General features: G+C 61.9%; 17 protein-coding genes. 16 read left to right on the plus strand and 1 reads right to left on the minus strand.

From position 1 onward, the window contains the following. Nucleotides 1–19: 19 nt before the first annotated feature. On the plus strand, nt 20–5,644 hold the full coding sequence (locus AC30D9_RS14440; protein ID WP_490144263.1) for a YDG domain-containing protein: 5,625 nt from the start codon (nt 20–22) through the stop codon (nt 5,642–5,644). A 51-nt stretch (nt 5,645–5,695) separates the two neighbouring features. On the opposite strand, the gene AC30D9_RS14445 is transcribed toward AC30D9_RS14440, so the two are convergent. Further along, nucleotides 5,696–7,060 carry a formimidoylglutamate deiminase gene (locus tag AC30D9_RS14445; RefSeq protein WP_307573582.1) on the minus strand — a complete coding sequence of 455 codons (1,365 nt, stop codon included), beginning with the start codon at nt 7,058–7,060 and terminating at the stop codon, nt 5,696–5,698. 143 nt (nt 7,061–7,203) lie between these two features. On the opposite strand from AC30D9_RS14445, the gene hutC reads away from it, so the two are divergent. From hutC to dtd, 15 genes are all read left to right on the plus strand, one after another. After that, nucleotides 7,204–7,914 carry a histidine utilization transcriptional repressor HutC gene (gene hutC, locus AC30D9_RS14450; protein ID WP_170845945.1) on the plus strand — a complete coding sequence of 237 codons (711 nt, stop codon included), beginning with the start codon at nt 7,204–7,206 and terminating at the stop codon, nt 7,912–7,914. Beyond that, on the plus strand, nt 7,911–8,480 hold the full coding sequence (locus AC30D9_RS14455) for a HutD/Ves family protein (protein ID WP_134922485.1): 570 nt from the start codon (nt 7,911–7,913) through the stop codon (nt 8,478–8,480). Before hutC ends, AC30D9_RS14455 begins: the two co-directional genes overlap by 4 nt. Nucleotides 8,481–8,969: 489 nt before the next feature. After that, on the plus strand, nt 8,970–10,658 hold the full coding sequence (gene hutU, locus AC30D9_RS14460; RefSeq protein WP_039592729.1) for a urocanate hydratase: 1,689 nt from the start codon (nt 8,970–8,972) through the stop codon (nt 10,656–10,658). A gap of 137 nt (nt 10,659–10,795) precedes the next feature. Beyond that, nucleotides 10,796–12,262 carry a purine-cytosine permease family protein gene (locus AC30D9_RS14465; protein WP_490144264.1) on the plus strand — a complete coding sequence of 489 codons (1,467 nt, stop codon included), beginning with the start codon at nt 10,796–10,798 and terminating at the stop codon, nt 12,260–12,262. A gap of 69 nt (nt 12,263–12,331) precedes the next feature. Beyond that, nucleotides 12,332–13,300: an ABC transporter substrate-binding protein gene (locus tag AC30D9_RS14470; RefSeq protein WP_307573589.1), complete on the plus strand. Its 969-nt coding sequence runs from the start codon at nt 12,332–12,334 to the stop codon at nt 13,298–13,300. Nucleotides 13,301–13,370: 70 nt separating this feature from the next. Next, nucleotides 13,371–14,222: an ABC transporter permease gene (locus AC30D9_RS14475; RefSeq protein WP_109752006.1), complete on the plus strand. Its 852-nt coding sequence runs from the start codon at nt 13,371–13,373 to the stop codon at nt 14,220–14,222. After that, complete coding sequence (locus tag AC30D9_RS14480) at nt 14,219–15,049, plus strand: quaternary amine ABC transporter ATP-binding protein (RefSeq protein WP_050586211.1); 831 nt, start codon at nt 14,219–14,221, stop codon at nt 15,047–15,049. The genes AC30D9_RS14475 and AC30D9_RS14480 overlap by 4 nt, the downstream gene beginning before the upstream one ends. 181 nt (nt 15,050–15,230) lie before the next feature. Continuing rightward, entirely contained in the window at nt 15,231–16,754 is a 1,524-nt protein-coding gene (gene hutH / locus AC30D9_RS14485; protein ID WP_490144265.1) for a histidine ammonia-lyase, read from the plus strand. Between the two features lie 115 nt (nt 16,755–16,869). Then, nucleotides 16,870–18,402 carry a histidine ammonia-lyase gene (gene hutH, locus AC30D9_RS14490; protein WP_490144266.1) on the plus strand — a complete coding sequence of 511 codons (1,533 nt, stop codon included), beginning with the start codon at nt 16,870–16,872 and terminating at the stop codon, nt 18,400–18,402. Nucleotides 18,403–18,611: 209 nt separating this feature from the next. Then, nucleotides 18,612–19,814 carry an imidazolonepropionase gene (hutI, locus tag AC30D9_RS14495; protein ID WP_490144267.1) on the plus strand — a complete coding sequence of 401 codons (1,203 nt, stop codon included), beginning with the start codon at nt 18,612–18,614 and terminating at the stop codon, nt 19,812–19,814. Between the two features lie 11 nt (nt 19,815–19,825). After that, nucleotides 19,826–20,629 carry an N-formylglutamate deformylase gene (gene hutG / locus AC30D9_RS14500; protein ID WP_490144268.1) on the plus strand — a complete coding sequence of 268 codons (804 nt, stop codon included), beginning with the start codon at nt 19,826–19,828 and terminating at the stop codon, nt 20,627–20,629. A gap of 297 nt (nt 20,630–20,926) precedes the next feature. Next, nucleotides 20,927–21,874, plus strand: a complete 948-nt coding sequence (locus tag AC30D9_RS14505; RefSeq protein WP_490144269.1) for a choline ABC transporter substrate-binding protein — start codon at nt 20,927–20,929, stop codon at nt 21,872–21,874. 161 nt (nt 21,875–22,035) lie between these two features. Continuing rightward, nucleotides 22,036–22,950: an alpha/beta hydrolase gene (locus AC30D9_RS14510; protein WP_490144270.1), complete on the plus strand. Its 915-nt coding sequence runs from the start codon at nt 22,036–22,038 to the stop codon at nt 22,948–22,950. 105 nt (nt 22,951–23,055) lie between these two features. Then, nucleotides 23,056–24,027, plus strand: a complete 972-nt coding sequence (pip, locus tag AC30D9_RS14515) for a prolyl aminopeptidase (RefSeq protein WP_003196909.1) — start codon at nt 23,056–23,058, stop codon at nt 24,025–24,027. Further along, nucleotides 24,024–24,461: a D-aminoacyl-tRNA deacylase gene (gene dtd / locus AC30D9_RS14520; protein ID WP_134922492.1), complete on the plus strand. Its 438-nt coding sequence runs from the start codon at nt 24,024–24,026 to the stop codon at nt 24,459–24,461. The genes pip and dtd overlap by 4 nt, the downstream gene beginning before the upstream one ends. The last annotated feature ends 310 nt before the right edge of the window (nt 24,462–24,771 follow it).

Raw genomic sequence — 24,771 nt, forward strand, 5'->3', positions numbered from 1 at the left:
ACGAATTTAGGAGCTCCCCATGAAGCGCGCTTCGTTGAACCATCTTTATCGTCTTGTCTGGAGCGATGCCGACCAGGCGTTCGTTGCCGTGGCAGAACACTCCACCACGCGGGGCAAGCGCGGTGGTGTAGTCGGTTTCCTCGCAGTCCTTGGCCTGATCGGTAGCGGGGTGGCTCAGGCGGCCGATCTACCCAGCGGCGGATCCATCGTCGGTGGCAGTGGCGCTATCTCGCAGAACGGCAGCCATATGGTCATCGACCAGCACACCGGCAAACTTGTCACCAACTGGAACAGCTTCGATATCGGTGCTGATGCCAGCGTCACCTTCCGCCAGCCGGGCGCCGAGAGCATCGCACTCAACCGCGTGATAGGCGGCGGTAACGCCAGCCAGATCCTGGGCAAGCTCAACGCCAATGGTCAGGTGTGGCTGCTCAACCCCAACGGGGTGGTGATCGGCAAAGGCGCACAGGTCAATGTCGGCGGTCTGGTGGCGTCCTCCCTGAAGATCAGCGACCAGGACTTTCTCGCCGGCAAGACCACTCTGAGTGGTGGTGCCGGCGCGGGTGCGGTGCTCAACCAGGGCACAGTCAATGCGGCGGCGGGTGGCGTGGTTGCGCTGATCGGCCCACAGGTCGGCAACAGCGGAACAATCCGTACGCCAGGCGGCAGCACAGTGCTGGCCGCAGGCGATAAAGTCAGCCTCGACTTCCAGGGTGACGGCCTGGTGAGCGTCAACATCGAGCGCGGTGTGCTCGACGCGCTGGTCCGCAACGACGGCCATATTAGCGCCGACGGTGGCATGGTTGCGTTGAGCGCGCGCTCTGCCGACGCCGCCTTGAACAGCGTGATCAACAATACCGGCCTCATTGAGGCCAAAGGCCTGGTGGCACGCGGTGGCCGCATCCTGCTCGACGGTGATAGCGAGGGCGGCGTGACCCAGGTCGCCGGTACGCTTGATGCCTCTTCCCAGCATGGCAAGGGCGGCGACATCGTGGTGACGGGTGAGCGTATCGCTCTTGCCGACGCAACGCTCAAGGCCGGCGGGACGAGCGGTGGCGGCACGATCAAGGTCGGCGGCGGCTGGCAAGGCCAGGATGCCAAGGTGGCCAATGCCAGGCAGGTGACGGTCGAGCGCAACGTCAAGGTGAACGCTGATGCGACCGTAGGCGGTGACGGCGGGACTGTAGTGTTCTGGGCCGATGGGGAGAACCGTTTTGCTGGCGATATTTCCATCCGCGGTGGCAGCCAGGGCGGCAACGGCGGCAAGGCTGAAGTGTCCGGCAAGCAGAAGCTGAAATATGCCGGCACTACCGATGCCCGTGCGGCCAAGGGACGTACAGGAGACCTGTTGCTCGACCCGACCAACATCACTGTGTCCGGCGGCAGTGGTACCAGCGGTGATTGGTCCGCCGGCAGCGGCGACGTGACGGTTTACGAGCGCACGCTTGAAGCCCAGATGGCTAACGTGCTGATGCAGGCGACCGATAATATTAACTTCGCGGATCTGAACCTCAATGGTGGCGACGGCGTCATCGCCATGCAACAGAACGTCAGCTTTCGCGCCGAGACGCTCGGTGGCAGCAACTCAACCATTACATTCGCCAACTCGAACAATACGCTGGCAGTGTCCGGCACAGGCAGTATCTACATGCAGGCCGGTGGCGGTGGCACTGGCTCTATCAGTAACGTGTTCAACCTCTCTGCGTCAGGAGCGGGCGTGAACCCCGCAGTGTCCGCATTACCCGATCACAACGTCTCGTCGATCGGTAGCGGTACGCCTGGAGCGGGTAGCATCACGTTGCTCGGTGCCGACGGCTTGACCATTGCCGGCTCGCTGACCACCGGAGGCGGTTACATCAGGCTCTCCAGCGATTCTGATAGCGGTGGGCGTGGCGCGTTGACCATCAATACGCCGATCAACACCAACGGTGGCAACCTCTACCTATCGTTCGGAACCACCGCGTACCCTGAAAGCATCGCCACCCTTAACAGCAATATCACCCTCGGCACAGGTCGGCTGTATTTCGGCGATGCAATGGGCAGCAAGGCGCTGGGCGGCTCCACCGGAGAAAAGCGTCTGGCGGGCTTGCTCAGCCTGAGCGGCGACGTCAACTTCAGTACCCCGATGACCATGCTTGGCGGGGCCTCGATCTACACAGATGGAGCGATCAACTTCACCAGTACGCTCAACCTGGACACTGGCAATGACCTGCTGACGCTGCGTGCCAACAACGTCGACTTCACCCAGGCGACGCTGCAGAACCTGACGACCGCCAGCATCCGTCTGGAACCCTACAACGCGAACACCAACATCCAGTTGAACAGCAACAGCGGCAATGCCGGTGGCGGCATTTTCCTGGACGCCAACGCGCCAGCGACTGACATCAGCAAACTGTTGGGGATCAAGAACCTTACCATCGGGCGCGCTGATGGTACGGGCACCACCTCGGTTGAAGCGTCCGGCTTCTCCTTCAACGCCAACAACAACCTGACCCTGCTCAACGGCGATATCCAGGTCGACGGAGAGTTACGCAACAGCCATGCGAACGGGCACGTCATAGCTCAAGCGGGTACCGGGGATGTGGCGATCGGCAGCGGCGGTAAAGTCATTGCGCAAGGTACTGGCGACGCCGTGGTACTGGTCGCCGCGCGCAATTTCGTCAACGAGGCTGGCGCCAATGCCCTGGTTGCCAACAATGGCCGCTGGCTGACCTATTCCAGCAGCCCACTGGACGATACCCGCGGCGGGCTCGCTGCCGCCTTCAAGCAGTACGCCGCGCAATACGGCGACACTGTGTTGGGTACGGGCAATGGCCACCTCTACAGCTATGCGCCAAAGGTCACTGTCGAGCTGCAGGGAGAGGTGCGCAAGACCTATGACGCAAACGCCACCGCGACGGTGACGGACGCCAACTTTGCCATGACTGGTGCCGTCGATGGCGACACCATCGATGTACTGTCGTTCGGCGCCGCCTATTACGCGAACAAGAACGCCGGTGCGGGCAAGCTGGTCACCGTGGACGACGTCAACGTGTCCGAAGCGACCAATGGCAACGTCAAGGTCTACGGCTATCAGGTCGATGCCTCCAGCGTCAGCGGAACTGTTGGCCAGATCGACCGCAAGCAACTGACGGCTACCGCCAACGTGGCCGACAAAACCTACGACGGCACCACCACGGCCAACTTGAGCAACCTCGCGCTGATTGGCATCGTGGGCGGTGATGAAGGCAAGGTGACCACCACTGGCACTACCGGCACCTTTATCGACAAGAACGCCGGCCAGGGTAAATCGGTCAGCGGTTCGGGCGTTGGCCTGACCGGTGATGAGGCGAGCAACTATCTGTTCGACACTACTGCGCAGATTGGTACCGCCGATATCGACCGCAAGCAGTTGACTGCCACCGCCAATGTGGCCGACAAAACCTACGATGGCACCACCAAGGCCGACCTGAGCAACCTCTTGCTGGTGGGCGTTGTTGGCGGTGATGAAGGCAAGGTGACCACCACTGGCACTACCGGCACCTTTATCGACAAGAACGCCGGCCAGGGTAAATCGGTCAGCGGTTCGGGCGTTGCCCTGACCGGTGACGAGGCGAGCAACTACCTGTTCGACACCACTGCGCAGATTGGCACCGCCGATATCGATCGCAAGCAACTGACCGCCACCGCCAACGTGGCCGATAAAACCTATGACGGTACCACCACGGCCAACCTGAGCAACCTCGCGCTGATTGGCATCGTGGGCGGTGATGAAGGCAAGGTGGCTACCACTGGCACTACCGGCACCTTTATCGACAAGAACGCCGGCCAGGGTAAATCGGTCAGCGGTTCGGGCGTTGGCCTGACCGGTGATGAGGCGAGCAACTATCTGTTCGACACCACTGCGCAGATTGGCACCGCCGATATCGATCGCAAGCAATTGACCGCCACCGCTAACGTGGCCGACAAAACCTACGATGGCACCACCAAGGCCGACCTGAGCAACCTCCTGCTGGTGGGCGTTATTGGCGGTGATGAAGGCAAGGTGACCACCACCGGCACTACCGGCACCTTTATCGACAAGAACGCCGGCCAGGGCAAATCGGTCAGTGGTTCGGGGGTTGCCCTGACCGGTGACGAGGCGAACAACTACGCGTTCGACAGCACTGCGCAGATCGGCACCGCCGATATCGACCGCAAACAGTTGACTGCCACCGCCAACGTGGCCGACAAAACCTACGATGGCACCACCAAGGCCAACCTGAGCAACCTCTTGTTGGTGGGCGTTGTTGGCGGTGATGAGGGCAAGGTGACCACCACTGGCACCACCGGCACCTTTATCGACAAGAACGCCGGCCAGGGTAAATCGGTCAGCGGTTCGGGCGTTGCCCTGACCGGTGACGAGGCGAACAACTACGCGTTCGACACCACTGCGCAGATTGGCACCGCCGATATCGATCGCAAGCAGCTGACCGCCACCGCCAACGTGGCCGACAAAACCTACGATGGCACCACCAAGGCCGACCTGAGCAACCTCTTGCTGGTGGGCGTTGTTAGCGGTGATGAGGGCAAGGTGACCACCACTGGCACCACCGGCACCTTTATCGACAAGAACGCCGGCCAGGGCAAATCGGTCAGCGGTTCGGGCGTTGCCCTGACCGGTGACGAGGCGAACAACTACGCGTTCGACAGCACTGCACAGATCGGCATCGCCGATATCGATCGCAAGCAACTCACCGCGACGGTGAATATCGCTGATAAGCCTTACGACGGTAGAAATACGGCGACCATTCGGGATATCGCTCTTGACGGGGTGATTGTCGGCGACGCGGTCGGTGCCAAGGGGCAGGCGCTCTTTGACACACCGGATGCGGGGCAGGGCAAGACGGTAAGTGTGATCGACCTGCTATTGCAGGGCAACGATGCGGCCAACTATCAATTGGCTGACCAACCGCTAGTGGGCACGGCAAGCATTCAGCAGCCTTATTACACGCCGGTCGGGCTGATCGGCTCTGCGCAGGGTGCCAATGGCACCGACGTCGCACTCGAACGCCCGGACAACCAGATGGTTGTAGAGGGGCTATTCACCGCGCAGCCGATCCCGTCCACTGCCTTGTTCAGTGATACACCGAACCTGACTAACGTTGCTGCCAATTTTGTCGACGTAAATGATCTGGTTCTGCAGGACACGGTGCTCAACGGCAATGGCAGGATGAGCCTGGCCCTGGCCGATGGTGTTTCAGAGCCTGCGGTGCGAAAAAGCCTGGCGCTTTACCGCACCCGTACTGGCGAGCCGCTTAGCGGGGAAGGGCAGTATTCCGCGACCGACCTGGGCAACAGCTTCACGTTGGAACTTGCCAATGCGGACAACCGTCAGGCACCTGTGCTGCAAGGCTCTGATGCCAGATCGGTCGAGGGTTCCGTCGTACTGGCCAACGGGAATCGCCTGAGCCTGCAGGTGACCCTGCTGAGCGACGGCGTGCTTCTGGTGCAGGTGCCTCTCATGGCAAGCGACATTGCCAGTGACGAGTTGGCGGCCTACGGGCTGGCCGTAGCCAAGAAACGGTTGGGCACCAGCGTTCGCAGTCTCGAAGCCGTGGTCATTGAGCATGCGCTGAGGCAAGCAAGGGTTGGTGGCAAGTACAAGGAGGTTGTCAGCCGCTGAGGTCACGCCCCCGGTATTGCTTACCGGGGGCGTTTTTCTGCTTCATGGGTGTCAGCCCAGGAGCTCGCGCAATACCTGGGTAAACGCCCGCCCGCTTTCTTCTTCCGCGCCATGGCGCCCTTCGCGCACAACCCACTTTCCGCCAACCATCACATCGCGCACCTGACGATCCCCACCGGCAAACAGCCAGCGATTGAGAATCCCGTCGCCCTGGGCCGTGGCCAGGTATGGGTCGTTGCCATCGAGCACCAGCCAGTCGGCGCGTTTGCCGATTTCAAGGGCGCCGACCGGTTGCCCCAGGGCCTGGGCACCGCCTTCCAGCGCCGCGTCAAACAGAGTGCGGCCGACCATCGGCTGGTCCGCGCGATACAAACGGTTACGCCGTTGGTCCCGCAGGCGCTGGCCGTATTCCAGCCAGCGCAGTTCTTCCACCACGCTCAACGACACATGACTGTCGGAACCGATACCCAGGCGCCCACCCTGGGCGAGGAAATCCACGGCGGGGAAAATCCCGTCCCCCAGGTTGGCTTCGGTGGTCAGGCACAGGCCGGCAATCGCCCGACTCTTGGCCATGAGGCTGACTTCCTGGGCGTTGGCATGGGTGGCGTGGACCAGGCACCAGCGTTGGTCGACTTCGGTGTTTTCGTACAGCCATTGCAGCGGGCGAGCGCCGCTCCAGCTCAGGCAGTCGTCGACTTCCTTTTGCTGCTCGGCGATGTGGATGTGCACCGGGCACTCGCGGTCGCTGGCGGCCAGCACATCCTGGATCTGCCCGGGTGTCACGGCGCGCAGCGAATGGAAGCACAAGCCCAGCGCCTGGGACGGTTGCCCGGCCAGGATCGGCTGCAAGCGTGACTGAAGCTTCAAGTAGTTTTCGCTGCTGTTGATGAACCGGCGCTGCCCGTCATTGGGTGCCTGGCCGCCAAAACCGGAATGGCTGTAGAGCACCGGCAGCAGCGTCAGGCCGATGCCGGCAGCGCTGGCGGCATGACTGATGCGCAAAGCCAGCTCCGCCGGGTCGGCATAGGGTGTGCCGTCGGTGTCGTGGTGCACATAGTGGAATTCGGCGACCGAGGTGTAGCCGGCCTTGAGCATTTCGATGTACAGCTGGCGGGCGATGATGCCGAGTTGATCGGGGCTGATTTTTCCGACGAGGCGATACATCAAGTCGCGCCAGGTCCAGAAACTGTCGTTGGGATTGCCGGCCACTTCCGCCAGCCCCGCCATGGCCCGTTGGAAGGCATGGGAGTGCAGGTTCGGCATGCCCGGCAACAGCGGACCGCCCAGCCGTTCGGCGCCGTCTGCGTGGGAACCGGCCTGGATATGGGTCAGCACGCCCTTGGCGTCGACCTCAAGACGTACATCGTTGGCCCATCCATTAGGCAGCAGCGCGCGTTCGGCAAAGAAGGCGGACATGGTTCAACCTCATCGTGCGTAATTTGTATATACATATACAGACGTTTGCCTGGCCGGTAAACTCCGGCAAGCTAGCAATCTTATCCGCAGAACAGGGAACCGCCGTGCCGACTCCGCCTGCCAAACCGCCGCTGGCCGCAAACATGGGTGACAGTCCGGCGCCCTTGTACGCCCGCGTCAAACAGATGATCACCCAGCAGATCGACAGTGGAAACTGGCCGCCGCATTACCGCGTGCCGTCGGAAAGCGAGCTTGTCAGCCAGTTGGGTTTCAGCCGCATGACCATCAACCGTGCCCTGCGGGAAATGACCGCCGACGGCCTGTTGGTGCGCATGCAGGGCGTCGGCACGTTCGTGGCCGAGCCCAAGAGCCAGTCCGCGTTGTTCGAAGTGCATAACATCGCCGACGAAATCGCTTCCCGTGGTCATCGCCACACCTGCAAGGTCATCACCCTGGAAGAAGAGGCCGCCGGTTCCGAGCGCGCCCTGGCCCTGGACATGCGTGAAGGCCAGAAGGTCTTCCATTCGCTGATCGTGCATTTCGAGAACGACATCCCCGTGCAAATCGAGGACCGTTTCGTCAACGCACTGGTGGCGCCGGACTACCTCAAGCAGGACTTCACCGTGCAAACGCCCTACGCCTATCTGAACCAGGTCGCGCCGCTGACCGAGGGTGAGCATGTGGTCGAGGCGATTCTGGCCGAGCCGAGCGAATGCAAGCTGCTGCAGATCGAAAGGGGCGAGCCGTGCCTGTTGATCCGCCGTCGTACCTGGTCCGGACGCCAGCCGGTGACCGCCGCACGCCTGATCCATCCGGGCTCGCGTCATAGTCTGGAAGGACGGTTTCATAAATGAGTGACTTGAAAGTTTTACGCGCGGCGGATTATCCGCGCATGCCGTGGAAGAACGGCGGCGGCAGCACCGAGGAAATCACTCGCGATGCCGGAACCGGCCTGGAGGGTTTTGGCTGGCGTCTGTCGATTGCCGATATCGCTGAGTCGGGCGGTTTTTCTACGTTCACCGGTTACGAGCGGATCATCAGCGTCTTGCAGGGTGACGGCATGACACTGAACGTCGATGGCCAGGTCACGCGACCGTTGCATCCGCTGGACCCCTTTGCGTTCAGCGGCGAAAGCCATGTCTTTTGTACGTTGCTGGGTGGACCGATCCGTGACTTCAACCTGATCTATGCACCGCAGCGTTACCGCGCGCGGTTGCAATGGATGGGGGGACGGCAGCGGTTTTTCAGCGAGGCGGGGACGGTGCTGGTGTTCAGCGCGGCCCCGGGATTGATGGTCGAGATTGGCGAGTCCGCCGTCAACCTGGGCCTCTACGACTGTTTGCAATTGAGCGGTAACACCGGCCTGCTGGACATCTCCAGCCACGGCCAGTGCTGCGTGATCGAGCTGACTGCCCACTGATGCTCAGCGTTTGATCAACCCTGTGGCGAGGGGATTTATCCCCGCTAGGTCGCGAAGCGACCCCACAGCCGCTCTCTCTTCCCAAGACATCTGACATACCGAGGCGCGGGTTTTGGGGCTGCTCTGCAGCCCAGCGGGGATAAATCCCCTCGTTACAAAAGCCCTGCTCAATGTTCCCTCTCTGCGCACCAATTTGTTACCGAATGCCCCAGCGTGGCGCAACGCCACGCTTTTTTACCTCACCTATTCCGTATCAAAAATCTCCTCCAAAAATTTCATCCTCTTTAGAAACCCGTCAATTCCGGGCCTTGCAGCCGTTTCCAAATCCATTCTGCAACATGCCTCCAGCAAGTTGGCCGCTTGATTGCATATGCTTGTACATACAAGTAAAGACGTATGCGTATGAGTCATCGATATTCAACGCAACGTTCGCTAAATCGCTGCCCACTGCCCGGGCTGGTCTGGACTGATCGCTGAGGAGTTTTTGCTGTGACCGACGCTACCCGCAAACCCGAAAAATACCGTGACGTTGAAATCCGCGCCCCTCGCGGTAACACGCTGACCGCCAAGAGCTGGCTGACTGAAGCGCCACTGCGCATGCTGATGAACAACCTCGACCCCGAAGTGGCCGAGAACCCCAAGGAACTGGTGGTCTACGGTGGCATCGGCCGTGCGGCGCGTAACTGGGAGTGCTACGACAAGATCGTCGAAAGCCTGACCAACCTGAACGACGACGAAACCCTGCTGGTGCAATCCGGCAAGCCGGTGGGCGTGTTCAAGACCCACAGCAATGCACCTCGCGTCCTGATCGCCAACTCCAACCTGGTTCCACACTGGGCCAGTTGGGAACACTTCAACGAACTCGACGCCAAGGGCCTGGCCATGTACGGCCAGATGACCGCCGGCAGTTGGATCTACATCGGCAGCCAGGGCATCGTCCAGGGCACCTACGAAACCTTCGTCGAGGCTGGTCGCCAGCATTACGACTCCAATCTCAAGGGCCGCTGGGTCCTCACCGCCGGCCTGGGCGGCATGGGCGGCGCACAACCGTTGGCCGCGACCCTGGCCGGTGCGTGCTCGCTGAACATCGAATGCCAGCAGGTCAGCATCGATTTCCGCCTCAAGACCCGCTACGTCGACGAGCAAGCCAAAGACCTCGACGACGCCCTGGCCCGTATCGAGAAGTACACCGCTGAAGGCAAGGCGATTTCCATCGCTCTGTGTGGGAACGCTGCTGAAATCCTGCCGGAAATGGTCCGTCGTGGCGTGCGCCCGGACATGGTCACCGACCAGACCAGCGCCCACGACCCGCTCAACGGCTACCTGCCGGCCGGCTGGACCTGGGACGAATACCGCGCCCGCGCCAAGACCGAACCTGCTGCCGTGGTGAAGGCCGCCAAGCAATCGATGGCCGTCCACGTCAAAGCCATGCTGGCCTTCCAGAAAATGGGCGTGCCGACCTTCGACTACGGCAACAACATTCGTCAGATGGCCCAGGAAGAAGGCGTCGAAAATGCCTTCGATTTCCCTGGCTTCGTACCGGCGTATATCCGTCCGCTGTTCTGCCGTGGCATCGGCCCGTTCCGTTGGGCCGCGCTGTCGGGCGATCCGCAGGACATCTACAAGACCGACGCCAAGGTCAAGGAACTGATCCCCGACGATGCCCACCTGCACAACTGGCTGGACATGGCTCGCGAGCGCATCAGCTTCCAGGGCTTGCCGGCACGTATCTGCTGGGTTGGCCTGGGTCAGCGCGCCAAGTTGGGCCTGGCGTTCAACGAAATGGTGCGCAGCGGCGAATTGTCGGCCCCTATCGTGATCGGTCGCGACCACCTGGACTCCGGTTCCGTGGCCAGCCCCAACCGTGAAACCGAATCCATGCAGGACGGTTCCGACGCGGTCTCCGACTGGCCGCTGCTCAATGCTTTGCTCAACACCGCCAGCGGCGCGACCTGGGTTTCGCTGCACCACGGTGGCGGCGTCGGCATGGGCTTCTCCCAGCATTCGGGCATGGTGATCGTCTGCGATGGCACCGATGAAGCGGCCGAGCGCATCGCTCGCGTGCTGCATAACGACCCGGGCACCGGGGTGATGCGTCATGCCGATGCCGGTTACCAGATCGCTATCGACTGCGCGAAAGAGCAGGGGCTGAACCTGCCGATGATCACCGGCAAGTAATGCAAAACCCTGTGGGAGCGAGCCTGCTCGCGATGAGGCCGGCACATTCAACACTTGTGTTGGTTGATAGGCCGCCATCGCGAGCAGGCTCGCTCCCACAGGGATGAATTCCAGAACAATCCACCAGAGGTTGAACCATGGCTGTCAGTAGCACACGCGCAAGCAGCAAGCCGTTGATCGAGAAACGCTCGATCGACTACATCCCGGAAGCGGAGCGGCACGGTCGGCTGTTGAGCCAGTTCACCCTCTGGATGGGTGCCAACCTGCAAATCACTGCCATTGTCACCGGCGCATTGGCGGTGGTGCTGGGCGGTGACGTGTTCTGGTCGCTGATCGGTTTGCTGATCGGCCAACTGCTCGGCGGTGGCGTCATGGCGTTGCATGCCGCGCAAGGCCCCAAGCTTGGCCTGCCGCAGATGATCTCCAGCCGGGTGCAGTTTGGTGTGTATGGCGCGGCCATCCCGATCGTGCTGGTGTGCCTGATGTACCTGGGTTTCACCGCGACGGGAACCGTACTTTCCGGCCAGGCGCTGGGCCAGTTGTTCGGCGTCAGCGACAGTGTCGGCATCCTCATTTTCGCCAGTGTCATCGTGCTGGTCACGGTGCTCGGTTATCGGGTGATTCACTTCATTGGCCGTGTCGCCAGCGTTATCGGTGTGATTGCCTTTGTCTACCTGTTCGCTCGCCTGATGACCCAGACGGACGTTGGCGCACTCCTGCAAATCCGCCATTTCAGCTGGAGCAGCTTCCTGCTGGCGGTGTCGCTCGCGGCATCCTGGCAGATCGCCTTCGGCCCCTACGTGGCTGACTATTCGCGATACCTGCCGAGCAAGACGTCCTCGGTGAAGACCTTTTTTGCCGCAGGCGCCGGTTCAGTCATCGGCGCACAGGTGGCGATGATTCTCGGTGTGTTTGCCGCCGCCTCGGCCAACGGGCAGTTCGCGGGACACGAAGTGGCCTACATCGTTGGTTTGGGTGGTGCGGGTGCCACTGCCGCGCTGCTGTACTTCAGCATCGCGTTCGGCAAGGTGACCATTTCCACGCTGAACTCCTACGGCAGCTTCATGTGCATTGCGACCATCATCAGCGGCTTCCGTGGTCACCTGAACGTCACGCGCTTGCAGCGCCTGGTCTTCGTGCTGGTCATCGTCGGCGCCGCGACCCTGATCGCGCTGCTCGGCCAGCACTCGTTCCTCGGTGCGTTCAAGTCCTTCATCCTGTTCTTGCTGGCGTTCTTTACGCCTTGGAGCGCGATCAACCTGGTGGATTACTACTGCATCACTCGCGAGCGCTATGACGTGCCGGCACTGGCCGACCCGAACGGTCGCTACGGTCGCTGGAACGCCCTGGGCATCAGCGTCTATGCATTAGGTGTACTGATTCAATTGCCGTTCATCGCCACCAAGTTCTACACCGGTCCGCTGGTGGAGGCGATGGGGGGTGTGGATATTTCCTGGATCATCGGCCTGGTGGTTCCGGCGGGGCTGTATTACCTCGCCGCCAAGAAATGGCACAGCGCTGTACCCGATCAATTGATCCTGCCGGTCGAGCAGGACACGGTTGACGCACAACCGAGCAGGGCGGACCGCCTCCACGCGGTCTGATGGGACGTTGACAGGGCTGGATGCCTCTTGACTGCCGTAAGCCAATTCACTGATTAGGAGCGTCACACAATGAAATCGAACAAGACCCTGCTGACCACGTTGCTTTCCATGGGCCTGCTGGCCAGTGCCGGCGCCACGCAAGCGGCGGGTTGGTGCGAGTCGGGCAAACCGGTGAAGTTTGCCGGCCTGAACTGGGAAAGCGCCATGCTGCTGACCGACGTCCTGCAAGTGGTGCTGGAAAAAGGCTACGACTGCAAGACCGACAGCCTGCCAGGCAACTCCATCACCATGGAAAACGCCCTGAGCAGCAACGACATCCAGGTGTTCGCCGAAGAGTGGGTCGGCCGCAGCGAGGTTTGGAACAAGGCCGAGAAGGCCGGCAAAGTGGTCGGTGTCGGTGCCCCGGTCGTAGGCGCCATCGAAGGCTGGTACGTGCCGCGCTACGTGATTGAAGGCGATGCCAAGCGCAAGCTCGAAGCCAAGGCGCCGGGCCTGAAGAACATCGCCGACCTGGGCCAGTACGCCGCCGTGTTCAAGGACCCGGAAGAGCCGTCCAAGGGCCGTTTCTATAACTGCCCGGCCGGCTGGACCTGCGAGCTGGACAACAGCGAAATGCTGAAGAGCTATGGCCTGGAAAAAACCTACACCAACTTCCGCCCCGGCACCGGCCCGGCGCTGGATGCGGCGGTGCTGTCGAGCTACAAGCGTGGCGAACCCATCCTGTTCTACTACTGGTCGCCAACGCCGCTGATGGGCCAGGTGGATCTGGTGAAACTGGAAGAAAAACCCGGCGTGGATAAGAGCGTGAGCATCAAGGTCGGCCTGTCCAAGACCTTCCATGACGAAGCACCGGAGCTGGTGGCCGTGCTGGAAAAGGTCAACCTGCCCATCGACATCCTGAACCAGAACCTCGGGCGCATGGCCAAGGAGCGGATCGAGTCGCCAAAACTGGCGAAGATCTTCCTGAAGGAACATCCTGAAGTCTGGCACGCCTGGGTCAGTGAAGACGCAGCCAAGAAAATCGACGCGGCTCTGTAGGTCGAATACCCCCGGTCAGCCCCAGGGCTGGCCGGGACGTTCACTGCATCCACTTGATCGAGAGTCTCTTATGTTTCCCGAAAGCTTTACCTTCTCCATCGCCGACTGGGTCAACGGTTGGGTCGACTCCCTGGTGACCAACTATGGCGATGTGTTCCGGCACATCTCCGACACCCTGCTGTGGGCCATCGTCAACCTCGAAGGCCTGTTGCGCATGGCGCCCTGGTGGCTGATGCTGGCCATCGTCGGCGGCGTTGCCTGGCACGCCACCCGCAAGGTCGTCGCCACGGCGGTGATTGTCGGCCTGTTGTTCCTGGTGGGGGCGGTAGGCCTGTGGGACAAACTGATGCAGACCCTTGCCCTGATGCTGGTGGCGACGCTGATCTCGGTGTTGATCGGCATTCCGCTGGGCATTCTTTCGGCGCGCAGCAATCGCCTGCGTTCGGTGCTGATGCCGTTGCTGGACATCATGCAGACCATGCCGAGTTTCGTGTACCTGATTCCGGTGTTGATGCTGTTTGGCCTGGGCAAGGTCCCGGCGATTTTCGCCACGGTGATCTACGCCGCGCCGCCATTGATTCGCCTGACTGACCTGGGCATTCGCCAGGTCGATGGCGAAGTGATGGAAGCCATCAACGCCTTCGGCGCCAACCGCTGGCAGCAGCTGTTCGGCGTGCAACTGCCCCTGGCCCTGCCGAGCATCATGGCCGGGATCAACCAGACCACCATGATGGCCCTGTCGATGGTCGTCATCGCTTCGATGATCGGCGCCCGAGGCCTGGGTGAAGATGTGTTGGTGGGCATCCAGACCCTCAACGTCGGACGCGGCCTCGAAGCGGGGCTGGCGATCGTGATTCTCGCCGTGGTCATCGACCGCATTACCCAGGCCTATGGTCGTCCTCGGCATGAGGTGAGCAAATGAGCAACGCAGCCATCAGCAAGATCGAAGTCAAGAACGTCTTCAAGATTTTCGGCAATCGCTCCAAGGAAGCCCTGGAGCTGATCCGCCAGAACAAGACCAAGGACCAGGTACTGGCCGAAACCGGTTGCGTGGTCGGCGTGAACGACCTGTCGCTGAGCATCGGCACCGGTGAGATTTTCGTGATCATGGGCCTGTCCGGCTCCGGCAAATCCACCCTGGTGCGCCACTTCAACCGGCTGATCGACCCCACCAGCGGCGCGATCCTGGTGGACGGCGAAGACATCCTGCAACTGGACATGGACGCCCTGCGCGAATTTCGTCGGCACAAGATCAGCATGGTGTTCCAGAGCTTCGGCCTGCTGCCCCACAAGAGCGTGCTGGACAACGTCGCCTACGGCTTGAAAGTGCGCGGCGAGAGCAAGCAGGTGTGCGCCGAGCGGGCGCTGCACTGGATCAACACCGTGGGCCTGAAGGGCTACGAGAACAAGTACCCGCACCAGCTCTCCGGCGGTATGCGCCAGCGCGTGGGCCTGGCCCGCGCCTTGGCGGCGGACACTGACATCATCCTGATGGACGAAGCCTTCAGCGCCCTCGACCCGCTGATCCGCGCGGAAATGCAGGACCAGTTGCTGGAGCTGCAAAAGACCCTGCACAAGACCATCGTGTTCATCACCCACGACCTCGACGAGGCCGTGCGCATCGGCAACCGCATCGCGATTCTCAAGGACGGCAAACTGATCCAGGTCGGCACGCCCCGGGAGATCCTGCACTCGCCGGCGGATGAGTATGTCGATCGGTTCGTGCAGCGCAGGGCGGCGGTGGTTTGAGGTAGGACGCAGTTGTGGCGAGGGGATTTATCCCCGTTGGGCTGCGTAGCAGCCTCAAACCAGGCAAGGGAGTCGGCCTGACACAACCGGATGGTACATATTGGGGCCGCTTCGCGACCCAACGGGGATAAATCCCCTCGCCACAAATGTTTTGGCAACTTATATGCGCATGAGGCTTTAGATGTCCCAGGCTGAAAAAATCGTAATCGCCGATGCCCCGTTGCGTTGGCAGGATGTGGTCGCCGTCGCCCGTTTCGGTGCCGAGCTTGAGCTATCGGCCCAGGCCTGGGCACGGATCGACAATGCCCAGGCCATCGTCCAGCGCATCGTCGAAAGCGGCGAGCGCGCCTACGGCGTCAACACCGGCCTGGGGGCCTTGTGCAATGTCTCGCTCAAGGACGAACAACTCAGTCAACTGTCACGCAACACCCTGCTCAGCCATGCCTGTGGCGTCGGCGCGCCGCTTTCCGATGAACAGACCCGGGCGATTCTCTGCGCCGCCATCCTCAATTACAGCCAGGGCAAGTCCGGCATTCATCGCCGAGTAGTCGAGGCTTTGCTGGCGTTGCTCAATCGCGGCATCACACCGCAAGTGCCGTCCCAAGGCTCGGTGGGCTACCTGACCCATATGGCCCACATCAGCATCGCGCTGCTGGGCGTGGGCAATGTCAGCTATCGCGGGCAAATAGTCCCGGCGCAGCAGGCCCTGGCTGCCGAAGGCCTGCAGCCGGTGCAACTGGGGGCCAAGGACGGTCTGTGCCTGGTCAACGGCACGCCGTGCATGACCGGCCTCAGTTGCCTGGCCCTGGCCGATGCGACGCGGTTGCTGCAATGGGCCGATGTGATCGGTGCCATGAGCTTCGAGGCCCAGCGCGGACAGATCGCAGCGTTCGATGCCGAGATCATCGCCCTCAAGCCGCACCCGGGCATGCAGCAAGTCGGGGGCAACTTGCGGGCCTTGCTCGATGGCAGCGAAGTCATCGCCTCGAGCCTGGGCATTCGCACCCAGGACGCCTTGAGCATCCGTTCGATTCCCCAAGTGCACGGTGCCGCTCGGGATCAGTTGGAGCATGCGCGCAAACAGATCGAAACCGAACTCAACGCCACCACCGATAACCCGTTGTTGCTGGGCACGCCGGAAAACTTCCGAGTGATGTCCCAGGCCAATCCCCATGGTCAGTCGGTGGCGCTGGCGGCTGATCTGCTGGCGATCGCCATGGCTGAGATCGGCTCCATCGCCGAGCGCCGTCTCGATCGTCTGATCAACCCCCACGTCAGCGGCCTGCCGGCATTTCTGGTGGCCAACCCCGGGGTGAATTCGGGGATGATGATCGTGCAATACGTCGCAGCGTCGCTGTGCGCCGAGAACAAGCAACTGGCGCAACCGGCGGTGCTCGACAACTTCGTCACTTCAGGGCTGCAAGAGGACCACTTGAGCATGGGCACCAACGCCGCCCTGAAGCTGCATCGGGCGTTGGAAAACTGCACGCAGATTCTCGCCATCGAATACCTGCTGGCGGCCCAGGCCTTTGAATTTCTCAAGACGCAACGCTTCGGTGCCGGCACCGACGTTGCGTGGAAACTGCTGCGCGAGCATGTCCCGGCCTATGACCAGGATCGCTGGCTGGCGCCGGACATCGCCAGCGCCGCCGCGCTGCTTAAAGATCCAGCCGTGCTGTACAACGCTTTACCGAATTTGAATTGATCAAAAAACCGCCAGCGTGCCAAGGCATCCACCGCCCAAAAGGCGAGGGTGACGGATAACGGAACATTCCGGAGCGACTGGCGGGTGAAAACAAAACTCTCAAAAGGAGCAATACATGACTGCCTTAAACCTGATTCCCGGCCAATTGAGCCTGGCTCAATTGCGTGACATCTATCAGCACCCCGTGACCCTGAGCCTCGACGCCAGCGCGTCGGCGCAGATCGAGGCCAGTGTCGCCTGTGTTGAACAGATCCTGGCCGAGAACCGCACCGCCTACGGCATCAACACCGGTTTCGGCTTGCTGGCCTCGACCCGCATCGCCAGCGAAGACCTGGAAAACCTGCAGCGCTCCCTGGTGCTGTCCCATGCCGCCGGGGTGGGCGAGCCGATCAGCGATGCGTTGGTTCGGCTGGTCATGGTGCTCAAGGTCAACAGCCTCAGCCGGGGCTTTTCCGGGATCCGCCGGCAGGTGATCGATGCGCTGATTGCGCTGATCAATGCCGAGGTCTATCCGCACATTCCGCTGAAAGGCTCGGTCGGCGCTTCCGGCGACCTGGCACCACTGGCCCACATGTCCCTGGTGTTGCTGGGCGAGGGTAAGGCCCGCTACAAGGGCGAATGGCTGCCGGCTGTCGAAGCGCTGAAAGTGGCCGGCCTTGCGCCGCTGACCCTGGCGGCGAAAGAAGGCCTGGCGCTGCTCAACGGCACCCAGGTGTCCACCGCGTTTGCCCTGCGTGGCCTGTTCGAAGGCGAAGACCTGTTCGCCGGTGCCCTGGCCCTGGGCAGCTTGACGGTGGAAGCGGTGCTCGGCTCACGCTCGCCATTCGATGCGCGTATCCATGCCGCCCGAGGCCAGAAAGGCCAGATCGATGCCGCCGCTGCTTATCGCGACCTGCTGGGCGAACGTAGCGAAGTCTCCGATTCGCACCAGAACTGCGACAAGGTCCAGGACCCGTACTCCCTGCGCTGCCAGCCGCAAGTAATGGGCGCCTGCCTGACCCAGTTCCGCCAGGCTGCCGAGGTGCTGGTGATCGAAGCCAACGCGGTGTCGGACAACCCGCTGGTGTTCGCCGCCGAGGGTGACGTGATTTCCGGTGGCAACTTCCACGCCGAACCAGTGGCGATGGCCGCCGACAACATGGCCCTGGCGATCGCCGAAATCGGCTCCCTGAGCGAGCGGCGTATTTCGTTGATGATGGACAAGCACATGTCGCAATTGCCGCCGTTCCTGGTGGCCAATGGTGGGGTGAACTCCGGCTTCATGATCGCCCAGGTCACCGCTGCCGCCCTGGCCAGCGAAAACAAGGCGCTGTCCCATCCCCATTCGGTAGACAGCCTGCCGACCTCGGCCAACCAGGAAGACCACGTCTCCATGGCCCCGGCCGCTGGCAAGCGTTTGTGGGAAATGGCCGAGAACACCCGTGGAATTCTGGCGGTGGAATGGTTGGCAGCGTGCCAGGGGCTGGACCTGCGTGGCGGCTTGAAGACCTCCGCGAAGCTGGAGCGGGCCCGCGCGCTCTTGCGTGCGGACGTGCCGTTTTATGAGAAGGACCGGTTCTTTGCGCCGGACATCAACGCGGCGAGCGAGTTGTTGGCCAGTCGTTGCCTGAATGAACTGGTCACGGCGCAATTGCTGCCGAGCCTGTAAGGGCCTTACCGCAAGCAGGCACACACGATGTTTGATCAGCCTCGATACCTGTGGGAGCGGGCTTGCTCGCGAAAGCGAAGGGTCAGCTTGAATCAATGTCGAATGTGCCGCCGTCTTCGCGAGCAAGCCCGCTCCCACAGGTTCTGCGCAGTCCTTGTGGGAGCGAGCCTGCTCGCGAATCGATTTTGAATGAGACGAGGAGACTCGGGATGAAAACCCTCTGGCAAAACTGCCACGCCGCGACCATGGCCCAGGGCGTCTACTCGATCATCGAAGACGCCGCCATCGTCACCCAGGGCGAGCACATTCAATGGATCGGCCCGCGTGTCGAATTGCCGACGGGTGACTACCCGGCGGTCAACGATCTCAAGGGCGCCTGGGTCACCCCGGGGCTGATCGACTGCCACACCCACACAGTGTTTGGTGGCAACCGCAGCGGTGAGTTCGAACAGCGCCTGCAAGGCGTCAGCTACGCCGAAATCGCGGCGGCCGGCGGTGGCATCGCCAGCACCGTGCGCGCCACTCGCGCCGCCAGCGAAGAAGAGCTGTTCGCCAGTGCCGCCAAGCGCCTGCAAAGCCTGATGCGCGACGGCGTGACCACGGTGGAAATCAAATCCGGCTACGGCCTGGACCTGGCCAGTGAACGCAAGATCCTGCGGGTCATCCGTCGCCTCGGTGCCGAACTGCCGGTCAGCGTGCGCAGCACCTGTCTGGCGGCCCACGCCTTGCCACCGGAATACAAAGATCGCGCCGATGACTACATCGAGCACATCTGCACCGAGATGCTCCCGGCCCTGGCAGCCGAAGGCTTGGTGGATGCGGTGGATGCCTTTTGCGAATACCTGGCGTTTTCCCCGGCGCAAGTCGAGCGGGTGTTTATCACTGCGCAACGACTGGGGCTGCCGGTGAAGCTGCACGCCGAACAGTTGTCGTCCCTGCACGGTTCCAGCCTGGCGGCGCGTTACCGGGCGCTGTCGGCCGATCACCTGGAGTTCATGACCGAGGAAGACGCCAAGGCCATGGCCGAGTCCGGCACGGTGGCGGTGCTGTTGCCCGGGGCGTTTTATTTCCTGCGCGAAACCCAGCTGCCGCCCATGGATGCCTTGCGCAAGCACGGGGTGAAAATCGCCGTGGCCAGCGATCTCAACCCCGGCACCTCGCCGGCGTTGTCGCTGCGCTTGATGTTGAACATGGCTTGTACCTGTTTTCGCATGACCCCGGAAGAAGCCCTGGCCGGGGTGACCATTCATGCGGCCCAGGCCCTGGGCATGGCGGACACCCACGGTTCGCTGGAAGCCGGCAAGGCGGCGGATTTTGTCGCCTGGCACATCGACCGCCCGGCTGACCTGGCGTACTGGCTTGGTGGCGATCTGGAAAAACGCGTCGTGCGCCACGGCGCAGAAATCGATTGAGGAGAACGGTTGTGGAGAAGGTCCTGAATTTCAAGCAAGGGCGCGTACCGCTGTTGATCAGCATGCCCCACGCCGGCCTGCGCCTGACCCCGGCGGTGAAGGCCGGGTTGATCCCCGAAGCCCAGAGCCTGCCAGACACCGACTGGCACATCCCCAGGCTCTATGAATTCGCCAATGCGTTGGGCGCCAGCACCCTGGCCGCGGAGTACTCACGGTTCGTCGTCGACCTGAACCGCCCCTCCGACGACAAACCGATGTACGTCGGTGCCACCACCGGCTTGTACCCGGCGACGCTGTTCGATGGCGTGCCGTTGTTTCGCCAAGGGCTGGAACCGTCGGCCGAGGAACGGGCGACGTATCTGCAACAGATCTGGATGCCGTACCACCAAGCGCTGCAGCAGGAGCTGGCGCGGCTCAAGGCCGAGTTCGGCTATGCCTTGCTGTTCGACGCCCACTCGATCCGTTCGGTGATCCCGCACCTGTTCGACGGCAAGCTGCCGGACTTCAACCTCGGCACGTTCAACGGCGCCAGTTGCGACCCGACCCTGGCCAGCCAGCTCGAAGCCATCTGCGCCCGCCACGACCAATTCACCCACGTGCTCAACGGGCGGTTCAAGGGCGGACACATCACCCGGCACTATGGCAACCCGGCCGAAGACATCCACGCGGTGCAACTGGAGTTGTGCCAGAGCACCTACATGGAAGAGTTCGAACCGTTCAACTACCGTGCGGATCTGGCGGAGCCGACCCAAGTGGTGCTCAAGCAATTGCTGGAAGGTTTGCTGGCGTGGGGGCAGCAGGCTTACAAAAAATAAACACCTGCGCGATTCCTCTGTGGCGAGGGGCGTCATCTGTGGGAGCAAAGCTTGCTCGCGATACAGGCGCCTCGGTTTCAGGGGAACCGCGGTGTCTTCATCGCGGGCAAGCCTTGCTCCCACAGATCCCCTCGCCACAGTGTTGTGTTGTCCTTGAACCTCGGAGAGGAACGGTCGCCACCGTGCAAAACCGCGTCGCCACAGTTCATCTTCGGCCCCTCGACGCTGCGTAATGTTCCGGTCACGGTGCACCAAGACACCGACCTACAATAATCGCTGCCGCACGAGACCTTCTCGATGAAAAGACTGTTCAAACGCTGTCTGTCGATCTTCTGCGGTACCGTCATCTTGAGCGGCGGGGCGATGGCCGCCGAGCCGGCGTCGTGCCAGACCGTGCGCATGGGCGTGGTCAACTGGACCGACGTGATCGCCACCAGCGGCATGGCCGATGTACTGCTCACGGGCCTGGGCTACGAAAGCAAGCAGACCAGCGCGGTGCAACAGATCATCTTCGCCGGCATCCGCGACAAGCGCCTCGATATCTTCCTGGGCTACTGGAAACCGGCGATGGACAAGAACATCGCCCCGTTCCTGGCGGCCAACCAGGTGAAAGTATTGGATAAGCCGAGCCTGGCCGATGCCCAAGCCACCCTGGCCGTGCCCGACTATGTGGCGGCGGCGGGGCTCAAGACCTTTGCCGACATCGTCCGGTTCAAGGATCAACTGGGCGGCAAGATCTACGGCATCGAGCCGGGCAGCGGTGCCAACACCACCATCAAGACCATGATTGAAACCAACCACTTCGGCCTCAAGGACTTCAAACTGATTGAATCCGGCGAGGCGGGCATGCTGGCGGCGGTGCAGCGGGCGGTGAATCGCAAGGAGTTCGTGGTGTTCGTTGGCTGGACCCCGCATCCGATGAATATCAACATGAAGATCACCTACCTGACCGGCAGTGAAGACGTCTACGGCCCGAACGAAGGCGCGGCGACCGTCTCCACCGTGACTGCGCCGGACTACGCCCAGCGCTGCCCGAATGTGAATCGCTTGCTGGAGAACCTGACCTTCACCGCCGCCCAGGAAAGCCAGTTGATGGTGCCGATCATGGAGCGCAAGACACCCCAGGACGTCGCCCGGCAATGGCTGCGTGATCATCCCGAGGACCTTCAGCGCTGGTTGGCCGGCGTCACCAGCTTCGATGGCAAGGATGGTGTGGCGGCGGTGCAGGCCAGTCTCAAGAACTGACCTACCTGGCTGTGGCGGGGTGATTCATCTGTGGTGGAGTGATTTATCTGTGGGAGCAAGGCTTGCCCGCGATAGCGATGTATCAGTCGACATAACTATTGGATGTACCGCTGCCATCGCGGGCAAGCCTTGCTCCCACATTTCAATAGGTGGTGTTCTTCATGGCCTCATATCCACTCTCTGAACAGATGTCAGCCTTCATCGACAAAACCCTGAGCTTCACCAGCCCGGACGACAGCCTCGCCGGTTTGCGCCAGGCCTACAGCCAGATGTGCCGGGCGTTCACCCCGCCATATCCGCCAACGCTGGTCATCGAGGATTTCGAGTGGGCCGGTGTGGGCGTACGTGCTTATCACCCACGGCGTGCAGCGCCGCCCGCAGGCTGGCCGTGCATTCTCTATCTGCACGGCGGTGGTTGGGTGGTGGGAGACCTGGACTCCCATGACTTCATCTGCATGGAGCTGGCTGCCACCCTGGGCGCGCTGGTGGTGGCCGTGGATTATCGGCTGGCGCCAGAGCATCCGTTTCCGGCAGGCTTGGACGATTGCCTTGCCGTGTGGCGCTATCTGGCAGCCGCACCGTTTGCCATCGACCCGCGTCGCCGGCTGGTGGTCGGTGACAGTGCCGGTGGCAATCTCGCCGCTGCGTTATGCCTGGCCCTGCGCGATGCCGGGCAACCGTTGCCCCGTTCCCAGGTGCTGATTTACCCGGCGCTCGCTGGCCCGGCGCCTCTGCCGTCACGTCGCGAACATGCCGATGCGCCGCTGTTGAGCAGCCACGACCTGGACAGCTATCACGCGCTTTACCTGGGTGGTGTCGCGCCGTCGCCCGGCGCCATGCCGTTGCTCGCCGAGCACCTGGGCGGCTTGCCGCCGGCGTTGATCGTCGTGGCGCAATGGGACCCGCTGCGGGACGATGGCGCCCTTTACAGCGAGCGGCTGAACGCCGCAGGGGTGGATGCCGTGCTGTATGTCGGCGAAGGGTTGGTCCATGGTTGCCTGCGCGGTCGGGGTCTGGTGCCGGAGGTCGATCAGATGTATCGCACGCTGCTGGCGTACCTGGCTGACACGCTTTGACTGCGCAGGGGGCATGCTCATTAAGGTAATTCGGGTTTATGATGCCGGACGGCAGACTAAATAGAAGTCCCCACAGGGATGACTCGACCCCTTACGGAGCGCGCAATGCAGACTTTGTACCCGCAGATCAAACCCCATGCCCGGCACGATCTGGCTGTCGATGACACCCACACGCTCTACGTCGATGAAAGCGGTTCCCCGGAAGGCCTGCCAGTGGTGTTCATTCACGGCGGCCCGGGGGCTGGCTGTGATGCACAGAGCCGTCGCTACTTCGACCCGAACCTGTACCGCATCGTCACCTTCGACCAGCGTGGCTGTGGGCGGTCCACCCCCCACGCGAGCCTTGAGAACAACACCACCTGGGATCTGGTCGAAGACCTGGAGCGCATCCGCAAGCACCTGGGTATCGAAAAATGGGTGCTGTTCGGTGGTTCCTGGGGCTCGACCCTGGCCCTGGCCTATGCCCAGACCCACCCGGAGCGGGTGCATGGCCTGATCCTGCGTGGGATCTTTCTCTGCCGTCCGCAGGAAATCGAGTGGTTCTATCAGGCTGGCGCCAGTCGCCTGTTTCCCGACTACTGGCAGGACTACATCGCCCCGATCCCGCTGGACGAGCGCGACGACCTGCTCAGCGCCTTCCACAAGCGCCTGACCGGCAACGACCAGATCGCCCAGATGCACGCGGCCAAGGCCTGGTCCACCTGGGAAGGTCGCACCGCGACCCTGCGTCCGAATCCGCTGGTGGTCGATCGCTTCTCCGAGCCGCAGCGGGCTCTGTCGATCGCCCGGATCGAATGCCACTACTTCACCAACAATGCCTTCCTCGAACCTAACCAGTTGATTCGCGACATGGGCAAGATCGCCCATTTGCCAGGCGTCATCGTCCATGGCCGCTACGACGTCATCTGCCCGTTGGACAATGCCTGGGAGCTGCACCAGAACTGGCCCAACAGCGAACTGCAGGTAATTCGCGACGCCGGCCACGCCGCTTCGGAGCCGGGGATCACCGACGCCCTGGTGCGCGCCGCGGCGCAAATGGCCCGGCGCCTGCTCGACCTGCCGCCTGAAGAAGCATGAAGGGGTTGTTGCAACGAGTTCGCGGCGCACGGGTCGAAGTATCAGGCGAGATCGTCGGGGCAGTGGATCAGGGTTTGCTGGTGTTGGTGGCCGTCGAGCCCGGGGATACCCGGGCCAGCGCCGACAAGCTCCTGCATAAGCTGCTTAACTACCGTGTATTCAGCGACGCCGACGGCAAGATGAACCTGTCCCTGGCAGATGTCGGTGGCGGGTTGTTGCTGGTGTCGCAGTTCACCTTGGCGGCAGACACCAAAAGCGGTTTGCGCCCGAGTTTTTCGACAGCCGCGCCTCCGGCCCTGGGAGAAGAGTTGTTCAACTATCTAGTAACCCAGGCGAAACAGGTGCATGGCACTGTGGCATCAGGTAGATTCGGCGCCGACATGCAAGTGCATTTGGTCAATGATGGCCCGGTAACCTTCCTGTTACAGGCCTGAAAGCGTTTGAAACATCTTTTCGGATCTGTTTCGAGGCCAGACGGGGAGTTTTCTCGATAAATACTTTGCTATCCCTGATGCGTTGTCACGCGGGCTACTAGATAATCGCGCGCTACGGGGGACCAGCGTTCGCTGGTCCATTTGACTTAGGTAGAGACTTGTCCTGGTCCGTTTGGGGAATCATTTTCTTCCACCGGAGTCGGAACAATGCTCGCCAACTTGGCAAGAGTGGTCTGCAGGATCGGTTTTTCAATGCCGATACCGTGTGGATACTTTATCTGGCCGTTGGTTTTTTGATCTGTTTTCGGCG

This window comes from Pseudomonas sp. DF11 (assembly GCF_058148565.1).